Genomic DNA, 13,582 nt, shown 5'->3' on the forward strand with positions numbered 1-13,582 from the left:
TAAACTAGCAATCTTTTTTATGAGGGGTATTTTGTTAATAATGATTGATAGTTAGAATAATCAATCTCTTTTTCTTGTAGTTTTTTCACTAAAAATTTATGATCACGCTTCGGTGTAGCAATAATATACCCTTTAATAATTAAATCTTGTGTAATTTGAGAGGCTTTTTCTTGTAATGCCAGTTCTCCGATTTTGCCAGCGATTTTTGATTTAGCAACATCGCGAAATAGTTCTGGAACAGGACTTACGAGCTCTTCTAACAATTGTTTTTGTTCGTCATCCCATAAATGCCTCGTTTTATTAATATAGTGCTCTTCCCAATCTAAAATGGACATCCCATCTTCTTTTGGCAATCGTTTTAAAAATTTTCTGAACATAAAGTATCCACCGATAGACATAAGTCCTAATAAAATAACAGTCCATAGCACAATGAACCAACTGAACCATCCTTCGAGCAAGCGTACCCCTCCTTAATGATTGCGGTTTTCTATTATTCATATTATAAACAGTGAGATTCATAGAAAGCAAGAACGCTTGGTCATTTTGACCAAGCGTTATCATTTAAACGAAGTATAGTTGTTCAACACATAAATTATTATTATCATCTTCTACATATTCAATGATTAATGTGCCAACTTTACGATCTTTATCTTCAGTTGTGAAAATAGAGTAAGAAGTAAAACGTGCTGTTGATAGGCCGCTTATATGTGTAGGTAAAGAAATGTAGTCGTTATCGCGGAAGAATTCCATCAGTTCAATATCTTCAAATTCTTTTCGGTCAACTTGTTTGTTTGTATAGCGGCGTTGAAGTTGTTTTAAAGACTCATTCCAAGAAATTGCTTTTGTGTCGTATACCATTGTTCTATCTCCTTACTGTATGTAATCATTAAGAACATACGTTCTAATCTAGTATACTCTTTTTATTAGAAAAGGGAAAGCAAAAAATAATGTAAGCTTGGATTTCCAAGCTTACATTATCGATGCGTCCGTCATAATCTCTATGTTTTATTATAAGTTAGATAAGAATAAGAAACAAGATGGTATATATTTTGTTGATAGTTTTCAAGATTCTGTATATTATAAGTGTACTAAAGTGCAAGGGAATGAGAGGAATGGCATATGTAATTTCACTCCAAGGACCTATGGCAAGCGGAAAAACAACATTGGCTAAAAGGTTAGAACGATGTGGACTTTCAGTTATTTATGAAGATCCTTATCCAATTGTAGAAAAGCGAAAACAATTAAATTTGGATATGAATTCAAAAGAAGGATTTATTATAAACCAAAAAATGTTTATGGAAGCAAAAATAAAGGAATTTCAAAATGTGAAAGATTCAGTCGTTATTTTTGATCGTGGACCTGAAGACATTGAGTTCTATACACTTTTTTATCCAGTGCTAATAGGGAAAGAGTGGGATATAGAAACTGAATTGAAAGATGAATTATATAAATTAAGAGAATGCCGTTCAGATGCTATTTTTTATTTAGATGTGACGAAAAAGAATGTATATGATAGAAAAAATAACGATAGGACAAGAAAGCGAAGTAAATTTGAGGAGCAATTAAAATTAGTAGAAGCTGAAAAAGAATGGTATAAACAATTTCCTGTAACTTATGTGGACACGAATAGGTTAACAGTGGACGAATTAGAGGCATATTTTATGAGAGGGTTGAAGGAGAGAAGGTTATGAAAAAAATACTTTTATTCGTATATCCAACATTTGCGGAGTTTGAAATAACGGTAGCTACGGCATTGCTGAAAAATAAATTTGAAATCATTACAGCGAGTGTAACAAAAGAATTGATTATAAGTGAAACAGGTTTGCAAGTGCAACCACATATAGAATTAAGTGAAGTGCGTGTAGAAGAATATGAGGGGATTATTATTCCAGGCGGAGATGCAATACATATGAAGGATGCCGAAGTACTCTTTACAGTCATTCGTCAATTTTATGAACAAGAAAAATTAGTAGCTGCTATTTGTGCTGGACCATATGCGCTAGCAAAAGCAGGCTTATTCAAAGCAATTTCGTATACGGTGACTATGGATTATCAAAAATTAGATTGTTTTCCGGTGGGGAATTTTGTATATGAAGAAGTTGTGCAACGCTCAAATATTATTACAGCACAGGGGCATGCATTTGTACCATTTGGAATAGCGATTGCCTCTTATTTTGGAGTAGCGAACGCACATAATATAAATTTTTATGGTGGTAAGGGCAATGTGATGATGGAGAAACTTTTACCTGAGAATGTATAAAAGCTAGCATTTGCTAGCTTTTTTCTTTTTGACATCGATAAATAGCTAACGTTTTCGGATCGCGCCATATACCGTTATGAAGTGTCAATTCATTTTCTACCTCTTCTTTTAGCCATTCCTTCATTTCGGCGTGAAGATATGTATTGTCAGGTATATTTAGCGACGGAAACATGCTAGAAATATAGTTTACAATCGGAGTAGCATGATGAAAAACGAGCGCATTATGAATAACTGTTTCTTCAACAGTTGGAAAAACAGACTGTAATATCTCTTTACCATTTTCTAAACAAAATGGAGTGACTGATGATGTTGTTTTCGGTAAATCAAATGCGTCTAACATGCGATTACACATTTCGACGATACGAGGTAATGTAACGCTAGAATTTGTTGTAGCTAAAAGTGAGCCACCGGGACAAATTACTTTATGGAATCCTTGAATTGTTTTTTCGACATCTTTCATGTGGTATAACATATGTCTTGCGACGATCCAATCATAGCAATTAGCTTCAAAAGGGAGTTTAGCAGCATCACCTAGTCTCCATTCAATTATGTTATTCTTTATTGTAGCTTCAGAAAGCATCGTTTTCGATTGATCAAAACCGGTCAGTTGTCCTTTATGACCGTTAGTTTGTACGAGGGAAAGAAAATTTCCATTAGCACACCCAACCTCTAATATTTTTTCTTCTCCTTGAAGTTGTAAATGCTCCATGGTGAATTCATCTAAATTCACTTGTTTTTCTTCGTAATGTTTATGCGTATCGATACGTATTTGTAAATGGTTGCTTATGTTGTATTGGCGTTTTACATCATTCATTTTTTCGCATTCCACTTTCGCACAAAATTGATGAATCGCATGTGTTAATACGTCCGTTTTCTTTAAACCTTCGTAATGAAGTGCAGATTCGAACCTTTCAAGTAATTTTTCTTCAATTCGAAAATGAATATCTTTTCGTTTCGTCATTGAAATATCGCCCCTTTGCATCTGTTAGAGAGACTATAGCACGCCTGAAAAATTCGTGTAAATAATTTGTGTACACAAATGAAGGAGATGAAAAAATTGTTCGAATGTGAGTTTAAACTATTGACGATTTAACCGTTTTCATATATTCTTAAATTAAGAAATATTCAAATAATTAAAAGAAATGAGAGAGTCACATGCTTCTTCAAGGAACACATCGAATTGGTCGTATGGCCATGCTGTTGGCACTTGCGGATGAGAATGAAAGCCCTGTATTATCTATTCCGAAAGGTTGGAAGTATTGTACTGGGAAAGTGGGTTCGATGAATTCGCAAAAAGTTGTAGCAGCAATGGAAACAGCGGCTAAGAGCACCCAAGTTATTGAAACAGACGTTTACAGAGAAACACATGCACTTTATCATGCAATAATGGAAGCTTTGTACGGAGTGACGAGAGGTCAAATTCAGTTAGCAGACGTTCTTCGTACAGTAGGACTTCGCTTTGCAATTGTGCGCGGTACACCATACGACGGAAAAAAAGAAGGCGAATGGGTTGCTGTTGCATTATATGGAACGATTGGTGCACCTGTAAAAGGATCTGAGCATGAGGCGATTGGTTTAGGAATTAATCACATATGATTTGCCCATAGTCTATTAGTTAGAAGGGGGCCTTACTTTTTTAGGACAGAAGTCTGTCTTAAAAAGATAAGGTCCCCTTTTGCCTTTTTAAGGAGGAAAAAGAATGATTACGTTAACAGGACACACATTGACAATTGAAGAAATGAAGAGGTTGTTACTTGAAGGGGAAGGTGTAACACCTTGTCCAAATAGTATGCAAAAGGTGGCAGAGTGCCGCGAAGTAGTTGAGAAAATTGTAGAGGACGGAAAAGTCGTTTACGGTATTACAACTGGATTTGGAAAGTTCAGTGACGTGCTTATTCAAAAAGATGATGTAAAGGCACTTCAACATAATTTAATTCAGTCACATGCATGCGGAATAGGTGATCCATTCCCTGAAGAAGTATCACGCGGTATGTTAATTTTACGAGCGAACACGATGCTTAAAGGAGTATCAGGCGTTAGGCCGCTTGTTGTAAATATGCTTCTTGAGTTTGTAAATCGTAAAATTCACCCAGTCGTTCCGCAACAAGGTTCACTTGGTGCGAGTGGTGATTTAGCGCCTTTATCTCATCTTGCGCTTGTATTATTAGGCGAAGGTGAAGTGTTCTATAAGGGGAAACGCGTTCATGCGATGGTTGCTCTTACAGAAGAAGGTCTTGAACCGATTGAACTTGAAGCGAAAGAAGGGCTTGCATTAATCAATGGTACGCAGGCGATGACAGCGCAAGGAGTTCTTTCTTATATAGAAGCAGAAGCAATGGCGTATCAAGCTGAATTCATTGCTTCGATGACAATTGAAGGATTACAAGGCATTATTGATGCATTTGATGAAAATGTTCATAAAGCACGTGGTTATAAAGAGCAAGTGGAAGTAGCGAGCAGAATTCGTGACATCCTTCATGATAGTAAATTAACAACAAAACAAGGAGAACTACGAGTACAGGATGCATATTCGCTTCGCTGTATCCCGCAAGTACACGGTGCTTCTTGGCAAGTTTTAAATTATGTGAAAGAAAAATTAGAAATTGAAATGAATGCAGCAACAGATAATCCGCTAATCTTTGATGGCGGAGAAAAAGTAATTTCGGGTGGGAATTTCCATGGTCAACCGATTGCGTTTGCAATGGACTTCTTAAAAGTAGGAATGGCGGAACTTGCAAATATTTCAGAGCGTCGTATTGAGCGTTTAGTTAATCCGCAATTAAATGATTTACCTCCATTTTTAAGTCCAGAACCAGGACTTCAGTCTGGTGCGATGATTATGCAATACGCTGCAGCGTCACTTGTTTCTGAAAATAAAACGTTAGCACATCCAGCGAGTGTTGATTCAATCCCGTCATCAGCTAACCAAGAAGATCACGTAAGTATGGGAACAATCGCTTCACGCCATGCACATCAAATTATTCAAAATGTAAGACGTGTTCTTTCAATTGAGATGATTTGTGCGATGCAAGCAGCAGAATATCGCGGTATTGAAAACATGAGTACAGTGACGAAGAGCTTCTACCATCAAGGTCGTCAACAAGTACCTTCTATTACAAATGATCGCATATTCTCAACGGATATTGAAAATATTGCGTATTGGTTAAAAACGAATTATTCGATAAAAGAAAGATTAGATGTAAACGCAGCACTATAAAATGAGAAAAGGGAGAGATTGAAATGGAAAAAGTTAAACAAACAATTCGCGCGCCAAGAGGTACAGAGTTACAAACGAAAGGGTGGGTTCAAGAAGCTGCACTTCGTATGTTAATGAACAATTTAGATCCTGAAGTTGCGGAAAAACCAGAAGAATTAGTTGTATATGGCGGAATTGGCCGTGCAGCTCGTAACTGGGAAAGCTATAATGCGATTGTAGATTCATTAAAAACGTTAGAAAGCGATGAAACGTTACTTGTTCAATCAGGAAAACCAGTTGCCATTTTTAAATCACATGAAGATGCACCACGCGTTCTTTTAGCGAACTCAAACTTAGTACCAAAGTGGGCGAACTGGGATCACTTCCGTGAACTAGAGAAAAAAGGTCTTATGATGTACGGACAAATGACAGCAGGTAGCTGGATTTACATCGGCACACAAGGTATTTTACAAGGAACATATGAAACGTTTGGTGAAGCGGCACGTCAACATTTCGATGGTTCATTAAAAGGTACATTAACACTTACTGCTGGTTTAGGTGGTATGGGTGGTGCACAACCGCTTGCTGTAACGATGAACGGCGGTGTTGTCATTGCTATTGATGTAGATAAGCGTAGTATCGATCGTCGTATTGAAAAGAGATATTGTGATAAGTATACAGAATCATTAGAAGAAGCATTGGCTATTGCAAACGAGTATAAAGAGAAGAAAGAGCCTATTTCAATTGGATTATTAGGTAATGCAGCAGAAATTCTACCTGAGTTAGTAAACCGTAATATTATCCCTGACTTAGTTACGGATCAAACATCAGCTCATGATCCATTAAACGGTTATATTCCAGTAGGTTATACATTAGAAGAAGCGGCGAAACTTCGTGAAGAAGATCCAGAACGTTACGTACAATTATCAAAAGAAAGCATGACAAAACATGTGGAAGCAATGCTTGCTATGCAAGAAAAAGGCGCAATTACATTTGATTATGGAAATAACATTCGCCAAGTTGCTTTCGATGAAGGTTTGAAAAATGCATTTGATTTCCCAGGATTCGTACCTGCATTTATCCGTCCATTATTCTGCGAAGGAAAAGGGCCATTCCGCTGGGTAGCACTTTCTGGTGACCCAGAAGATATTTATAAAACAGACGAAGTAATTTTACGTGAATTTGCGGATAATGAGCATTTATGTAACTGGATTCGTATGGCTCGTCAGCAAGTTGAATTCCAAGGTCTTCCATCACGTATTTGTTGGTTAGGTTACGGTGAGCGCGCGAAATTTGGTCGCATCATTAATGAAATGGTTGCAAATGGTGAATTATCAGCACCAATCGTTATCGGTCGTGACCATTTAGATTGTGGATCAGTAGCATCTCCAAACCGTGAAACAGAATCGATGAAAGACGGTAGTGATGCGGTAGCAGACTGGCCAATTTTGAATGCGTTAATTAACAGTGTAAACGGTGCAAGCTGGGTGTCTGTTCACCATGGTGGCGGCGTTGGTATGGGTTATTCACTTCACGCTGGAATGGTTATCGTTGCAGATGGAACAGAAGCGGCAGCAAAACGTATTGAGCGCGTATTAACTTCTGACCCTGGTATGGGTGTTGTTCGTCACGTTGATGCAGGATATGACTTAGCTGTGGAAACTGCGAAAGAAAAAGGCGTTAACATTCCAATGATGAAATAAGGAGGAGAAAACATGCTAGACACTTTACTAATAAATATCGGTCAATTACTAACAATGGATCAAGAAGATGGCTTGTTAAGACGGGAAGCGATGAACACGCTTCCTGTTATCGAAAACGGTGCGGTTGGAATTGAAAACGGCGTAATCACTTTCGTTGGAACAGCGGAAGAAGCTAAAGGATTACAAGCGAAAGAAGTTATTGATTGCGGCGGGAAAATGGTTTCTCCTGGTCTTGTTGATCCGCATACTCATCTTGTATTTGGCGGATCTCGTGAAAATGAAATCGCACTAAAATTACAAGGAGTTCCGTACTTAGAAATTTTAGAACAAGGTGGAGGCATTCTTTCAACTGTAAATGCAACGAAACAAGCGTCAAAAGAAGAACTTGTTCAAAAAGCAAAATTCCATTTAGACCGTATGCTATCTTTCGGAGTTACAACTGTAGAAGCGAAGAGTGGTTACGGATTAGATGATGAAACAGAGTGGAAGCAATTAGAGGCAACTGCACAATTACAAAAAGAGCATGCAATCGATTTAGTTTCCACATTTTTAGGTGCTCATGCAGTTCCGAAAGAGTATAAAGGTAGATCAAAAGAATTTTTACAATGGATGTTAGACCTACTGCCAGAAATGAAAGAGAAGCAATTAGCTGAATTCGTTGATATTTTCTGCGAAACAGGTGTGTTCTCTGTCGAAGAGTCAAAAGAGTTTTTATTAAAAGCGAAAGAGCTTGGCTTTGATGTGAAAATCCATGCAGATGAAATCGACCCTCTTGGTGGTGCGGAAGTAGCGGCTGAAATCGGTGCAGCATCAGCGGACCATCTAGTTGGCGCTTCGGATAAAGGAATTGAAATGCTTGCAAACTCGAATACAGTCGCAACATTATTACCAGGAACAACTTTCTATTTAAATAAAGAAAGCTTCGCTCGCGGTCGTAAAATGATTGATGAAGGTGTTGCAGTTGCGTTAGCTACAGACTTTAACCCAGGTAGCTGTCCAACTGAAAATATTCAGCTTATTATGAGCATTGCAATGTTAAAGCTGAAAATGACACCAGAAGAAGTTTGGAATGCCGTAACAGTTAACTCTTCTTATGCTATTAATCGTGGTGATGTAGCTGGGAAAATTAGAGTTGGTCGTAAGGCAGATTTAGTTTTATGGGATGCGTACAATTATGCTTACGTACCGTACCATTACGGTGTAAGTCATGTAAATACAGTTTGGAAGAACGGTAATATCGCATATACAAGAGGTGAACAATCGTGGATCACGGCCACTATTTAAAGAAAAATGCAAAGTTTATTGATCGTGAAGTGACGAAATGGAGTGAAATGATTAAAGATTGGGAGGAAGGCGTGGAAATATTCGGTGCGGCCTTAATTGGAGCACCCCTTTCTAAACCATCTATTAGTCATTCGGGAGCAAGTTTTGCACCAAAAACAATTCGTGCGATGTTAGATGCATATAGCACGTACGCAATTACAGAAGAACACGATATGAAAGAAAGTGTCTTGTATGATTGTGGAGATATTACAATGCATGTGACAGATATACAAGAAAGTCATAACCGAATTACGAAAACGGTTGGTCACTTAACGAAAGTAAATCCGAACATGATACCAATCGTTCTTGGTGGTGACCATTCAATTAGTTTTCCGAGTATAACAGGCTTTGCAAACAGTAAAGGGAAGGTCGGTATTATCCAATTTGATGCCCATCATGATTTACGTAATTTAGATGATGGTGGTCCATCAAATGGTACACCGTTCCGTAGTTTACTAGAAAATGATGTCATTACAGGACAACAACTTATTCAAATCGGAATTCGTAATTTTTCAAATGCACGAGCGTACCATGAATATGCAAAAGAACATGGCGTGACAGTGTATACAATGAAAGATGTACGAGAGCGAGAAATAAAAGATATTATCACGGAAAGTATTGAAGTATTAAGAAAGCAAGGCGTGACTTCTATTTACATTTCTCTTGATATGGATGTACTAGATCAAGCATTTGCACCAGGTTGTCCAGCAATTGGTCCTGGCGGAATGGACAGTACGACTTTACTTGATGCGATTGAATTTCTTGGTAAAGAACCACTCGTTCAAGGGATGGACATTGTAGAGATTGATCCAACCCTTGATTTTAGGGATATGACGAGTCGAGTAGCCGCGCAAGTGATTATGAGTTTTCTTTTAGCGAGAGAGACAGTCCGTAAGCAAGTTAGTGTATAGGCGTGAAATGAATAGAGAATGTTTACCGATTCCGTATAAAAAACACATTACTACTCATATGTAGTAATGTGTTTTTATGTAAAAAGAGAAGGTGAAATTAGAATGTATATATGTGTGGAAAAGTTAATAAAATTGCGGGTTTTTAGTGATATTTTACGAATTTATTTTCTTAGTTCGAAAGGATTGACATGAAAAATAATTTTGTGATAAAATAAAAATTTTGCTAAAAAAGTGATTGTGTGTTAAGATTGAGAAGGTTACCATATATGGAGGTGGATTATTTGTTTCAAATTGGCGATAACATTGTTTATCCTATGCACGGAGCAGGTATAATTAAAGCCGTAGAAGAGAAGGAAATCGCAGGAGAAAAACAACAGTATTATGTTATAAAAATGTCGGGTAGTAATATGGAAGTAATGATTCCGGCAGGGAGAATATTGAGCTCAAATATACGACCAGTCACGAATATAACGGCAATAGCACACATATTGGATATTTTTCAACATGGAGAATCTGATAGATTACTTACGTGGAAACAAAGGTATAAATTGAACACTGATAAAATAAAGACGGGTAAAATACAAGAAGGTGCTGAAGTTGTACGGGATTTACTACGTATGCAAAAAGAAAAAGCACTTAATGCAAGCGAAAAGAAAATGTTAGATAACGCACATGAATTTTTGATTAGTGAACTGGGATTAATTGAAGGTATCACAGAAAGTCAAATAAAAAGCTTTTGTTAAGATTCATTAAAAATAATGTATTACATCCCAAAAAAGATTTTGAATTTTTTGGGAACATAATTATAGAAAATTAATCATTTCAAAGACATTCAACTCTTTCAAACCACTTTTAGAGCATTAACCTCTTTTGTTATTACTACAATCAAATCCATTTTTATTTTTTAATTCTTTACGAATGTTCGAAGTTTAATTAAACACTTCGATAGAATAGTTACTTGATTTTTGCAATCCTGATTCACACTGGCACGGACAAGGAGCCGTAAGGATGAAAGAGAGGTAGGGCTTTCATTGTTTTAGGTTTATAAGTTATTATTTTTAGAAGAATACTGAACCATTTCCGCTTCTATTGATAAGGAATTTTTATATGTGAAGAGATTATAATTGTTTATATTCTTTATATAAAAGAGATAAACAAATTGACAGCCATATATGGTCAATTAAAAAAAGGTTTCCTACTAAGGAAACCTTTTTTAGTTTATTTATAGCATTCTATTTGTTTGATATTCGAATGTTTTGTGATTAAAGCGTATAAATTGACGTTACTATCTAAAAGTAAGTATGATGCGTTTATAGTAAGAATTTTTTAGGGGGAAGAAAAATGACAAGTTCAAATAATAAAGCAGCAAGTATTTATGAAGGAACAAAGGTAAACGCTTGGGGATTTTTTGAAAATATTGAAGAAATAAAGTTGTTTAATCCGCTTCAAATTGGATCTTGGTCTCTTCGTAATCGCATAGCAATGGCACCGATGACGAGATGTTTCGCGAATCATGAAACAGGAGTCGTTGGTACTGATGTAGTCGAGTACTATAGAAAACGTGCAGCTGATGGAGTTGGCTTAATTATTACAGAGGGAATCGTCATTAGCCCAAGAGCAAAAGGGAATCCAGGAGTACCAGGGATTTATACACAAGAACAAATCAATTCGTGGAAGCCTGTTACAGAGGCAGTACATAAAGAAGGCGGAGCGATTATTGCTCAAATATGGCATGTTGGACGTATGAGTCATCACGAAATAATTGGTGGACAAATGCCGCAAGCACCCTCTGCTATTGCTGCAGAAGGAAATGTTCCACGTTTTCGTAAACCGTTCGATACACCAGAAGCAATGACGTTAGAAGAAGTAGAAGAAGTTATCGGTCAATACGCACAAGCTGCGAAGAATGCGATTGAAGCTGGATTTGATGGAGTAGAAATTCACGGTGCACACGGGTATTTAATCGATCAATTTACTTATGAGTTTGCAAATAAGCGTACTGATAAATACGGGGGAGACTTAAAGCAAAGGCTAACGTTTATGAAAGAAGTAACGGCGGCTGTAATAGAAGCTGTTGGGGCTGACAAAACACTTCTTCGCTTCTCTGCTTTCAAAGGTGATAATCCAACTTATATGTGGGAAAACCCTGAGCTTGCAATTGAAACGTTTGTAAATATGTTCAAAGAAGTGGGGTTAACGATGATTCACCCTTCGACGATGAATTATACAGCAGTTATTGCTGACGGAAAGAATTTTCATCAATTAGTAAGAAAATATTGGGATGGTACGATCGTAGGAGTAGGGAATTTAAATCCGAAAGAGGCTGAAGAAGCGTTGCAAGAAGGAACGATTGATGTAGCGGCATTTGGAAGACCTTTAATTGCTAATCCAGATTTTGTCCATCGAATTCAAAATGCTGAAAGTTTAGTTGAATATGATGCGAAAGAGCATCTTGCTACATTAATTTGAATAAAGATAAAAGGAGAACATCTGATGTGTTCTCCTTTTATTATGGATTTTCCTAGGAGGAAGCGGGATGAGTGAAACGCTACTCGTTATTATTAGTATATTGCTCTTATTGATGTTACTATTAATCATTTTTTTTATTATTACATTTTTTATTAAAAAACGGACGCATCATTCGATATTAAAGTTACATCCATACTTAGGAAGGATGCGTTATTTACTTGAAAAGATAGGACCGGAATTTAGGCAATATTGGTTTGATCATGATACGGATGGAAAGCCCTTTTCACGTTATGATTTTCAAAGTGTAATGTTTCTAGCAAAGTATCGTTCAGAAATACTCGGTTTTGGATCGAAACGAGATTTTGATGCATCTGGATATTATATCGCTAATACATTATTTCCGAAATTAACAGATGAATTAAGTGTGAATGTAACGCAAGAACGTGAAGGGAAAAAGTATGTGATTCATAAAGAAGGATTATTTTCACGAAGAGAAAAATTGACAGCGGATACAACGAATCTTTGGTTATACGAAGAAGACGATGCAATTATGGTCGGTGAAAACCGCCAATATCCGTGGAAATTGCATGGCATGTTTGGGGCATCTGCGACTTCTTACGGTGCGATTGGCGAAAATTATATTTTGGCGAGCGGGTTTGGTGCGAAGATGGCTGGCGGATCGTGGATTAATACTGGCGAAGGTGGCGTTATTCCAGAACATTTACATACAGGTGCGAATATCGTCGCGCAAATTGGTCCGGGTTTATTTGGGTACCGTGATGAGGATGGTAATTTTTCAATAGAGAAATTTATGGAGAAAGCAAAAGAAAGCAATATTAAAGCATTCGAATTGAAATTTGGTCAAGGTGCAAAAATACGTGGTGGTCATTTAGAGGGACAAAAAGTAAATGAGAAGATCGCTTCTGTTCGAAATGTGCGAGAAGGGGAGACAATTAATTCACCGAATCGATTTCCATTTTTAAAGAATGCAGCAGATACACTTTATTTTATTCAGAGTTTGCAAGAAAACGGCGGCAAACCAATCGGTATGAAAATTGTAATTGGACAGCAGGAGCCGTTGGAAGATTTATTCAAATCGATGAAAGAGTTAAACATCTATCCAGATTTCATTACAGTTGATGGTTCAGAAGGTGGATCAGGTGCAACGTATAAATCGATGGCAGATAGTATGGGGATGCCGCTTATTCCAGCGTTACTGACATGTATTGATACAGCGAATCATTATGGTATTCGGGACAAATTCAAAGTGTTTGCCTCGGGGAAATTAATTACACCAGATAAAGTGGCAATTGCTTTAGCTATTGGTGCAGATGCTGTAAATTCAGCGCGCGGATTTATGATGGCGAGTGGCTGTATTATGGCGCTTCAATGTAATTCGGGGCAATGTCCATCTGGAGTTGCCACGACGAATCCGCACTATCAAAAAGCGCTAGATCCGTATGAGAAGAAATGGCGAGTAATGAATTATGTTGTTAGTATGAGATATAGTTTGTTCTCACTTGCAGCCGCAGCGGGAGTAAAGAGTCCGCGTCATTTAACGAGAGAGCATATTGTGTTTAAAGATGAGATGGGGCGGATAGTTCCTCTTTCAGAATTGTTTCCTACTAGTAAATAGAAAATAAGCTATGTTTAATAGATTAAAAGTCATACATTCGTGTGGCTTTTTTCTTTTAAAATTTGTCTAATAAGTGAATGAAAA

Annotated in this window: 13 protein-coding genes; 10 read left to right on the forward strand and 3 right to left on the reverse strand. The window is 37.2% G+C overall.

Annotation, left to right across the window (positions count from 1 at the left end; genetic code table 11):
* Positions 1-17: 17 nt before the first annotated feature.
* Together KVT31_RS25365 and KVT31_RS25370 are read right to left on the reverse strand one after the other, a co-directional pair.
* Positions 18-458 (reverse strand): DUF2621 domain-containing protein, encoded by a 441-nt coding sequence (locus tag KVT31_RS25365; RefSeq protein ID WP_088097345.1) that lies wholly within the window; start codon positions 456-458, stop codon positions 18-20.
* Between the two features lie 103 nt (positions 459-561).
* Positions 562-858 (reverse strand): hypothetical protein, encoded by a 297-nt coding sequence (locus tag KVT31_RS25370; protein WP_000262403.1) that lies wholly within the window; start codon positions 856-858, stop codon positions 562-564.
* 254 nt (positions 859-1,112) lie between these two features.
* Between KVT31_RS25370 and KVT31_RS25375 the strand changes: the two genes are divergently transcribed.
* Positions 1,113-1,691, forward strand: coding sequence for an AAA family ATPase (locus tag KVT31_RS25375; protein ID WP_088097343.1), 579 nt, complete (start codon positions 1,113-1,115; stop codon positions 1,689-1,691).
* On the forward strand, positions 1,688-2,260 hold the full coding sequence (locus KVT31_RS25380) for a DJ-1/PfpI family protein (protein ID WP_088097342.1): 573 nt from the start codon (positions 1,688-1,690) through the stop codon (positions 2,258-2,260). Before KVT31_RS25375 ends, KVT31_RS25380 begins: the two co-directional genes overlap by 4 nt.
* 13 nt (positions 2,261-2,273) lie before the next feature.
* Here the strand turns inward: KVT31_RS25380 and KVT31_RS25385 are convergent, their stop codons facing one another.
* Complete coding sequence (locus KVT31_RS25385; RefSeq protein ID WP_140392525.1) at positions 2,274-3,221, reverse strand: class I SAM-dependent methyltransferase; 948 nt, start codon at positions 3,219-3,221, stop codon at positions 2,274-2,276.
* 194 nt (positions 3,222-3,415) lie between these two features.
* Between KVT31_RS25385 and hutP the strand changes: the two genes are divergently transcribed.
* The 8 genes from hutP to KVT31_RS25425 all read left to right on the forward strand — a co-directional run bounded on the left by hutP (position 3,416) and on the right by KVT31_RS25425 (position 13,498).
* Positions 3,416-3,856 (forward strand): histidine utilization transcription antiterminator HutP, encoded by a 441-nt coding sequence (gene hutP / locus KVT31_RS25390; protein WP_000926521.1) that lies wholly within the window; start codon positions 3,416-3,418, stop codon positions 3,854-3,856.
* Between the two features lie 103 nt (positions 3,857-3,959).
* Positions 3,960-5,477, forward strand: a complete 1,518-nt coding sequence (gene hutH / locus KVT31_RS25395) for a histidine ammonia-lyase (protein WP_088097340.1) — start codon at positions 3,960-3,962, stop codon at positions 5,475-5,477.
* Between the two features lie 23 nt (positions 5,478-5,500).
* Positions 5,501-7,159, forward strand: a complete 1,659-nt coding sequence (gene hutU / locus KVT31_RS25400; protein WP_088097339.1) for a urocanate hydratase — start codon at positions 5,501-5,503, stop codon at positions 7,157-7,159.
* A 12-nt stretch (positions 7,160-7,171) separates the two neighbouring features.
* Positions 7,172-8,443 (forward strand): imidazolonepropionase, encoded by a 1,272-nt coding sequence (gene hutI, locus KVT31_RS25405; RefSeq protein WP_088097338.1) that lies wholly within the window; start codon positions 7,172-7,174, stop codon positions 8,441-8,443.
* Positions 8,422-9,393, forward strand: a complete 972-nt coding sequence (gene hutG / locus KVT31_RS25410) for a formimidoylglutamase (protein WP_088097337.1) — start codon at positions 8,422-8,424, stop codon at positions 9,391-9,393. The genes hutI and hutG overlap by 22 nt, the downstream gene beginning before the upstream one ends.
* A gap of 281 nt (positions 9,394-9,674) precedes the next feature.
* The gene (locus tag KVT31_RS25415; RefSeq protein ID WP_170930149.1) at positions 9,675-10,136 is read left to right on the forward strand and encodes a CarD family transcriptional regulator; all 462 of its coding nucleotides are present in this window, start codon (positions 9,675-9,677) and stop codon (positions 10,134-10,136) included.
* 598 nt (positions 10,137-10,734) lie between these two features.
* Entirely contained in the window at positions 10,735-11,862 is a 1,128-nt protein-coding gene (locus tag KVT31_RS25420) for an alkene reductase (RefSeq protein WP_088097335.1), read from the forward strand.
* Between the two features lie 67 nt (positions 11,863-11,929).
* Complete coding sequence (locus KVT31_RS25425; protein ID WP_088097334.1) at positions 11,930-13,498, forward strand: FMN-binding glutamate synthase family protein; 1,569 nt, start codon at positions 11,930-11,932, stop codon at positions 13,496-13,498.
* Positions 13,499-13,582: the final 84 nt, after the last annotated feature.

This window comes from Bacillus sp. GbtcB14 (assembly GCF_019091205.1).
Classification (GTDB): Bacteria; Bacillota; Bacilli; order Bacillales; family Bacillaceae_G; genus Bacillus_A; species Bacillus_A cereus_AG.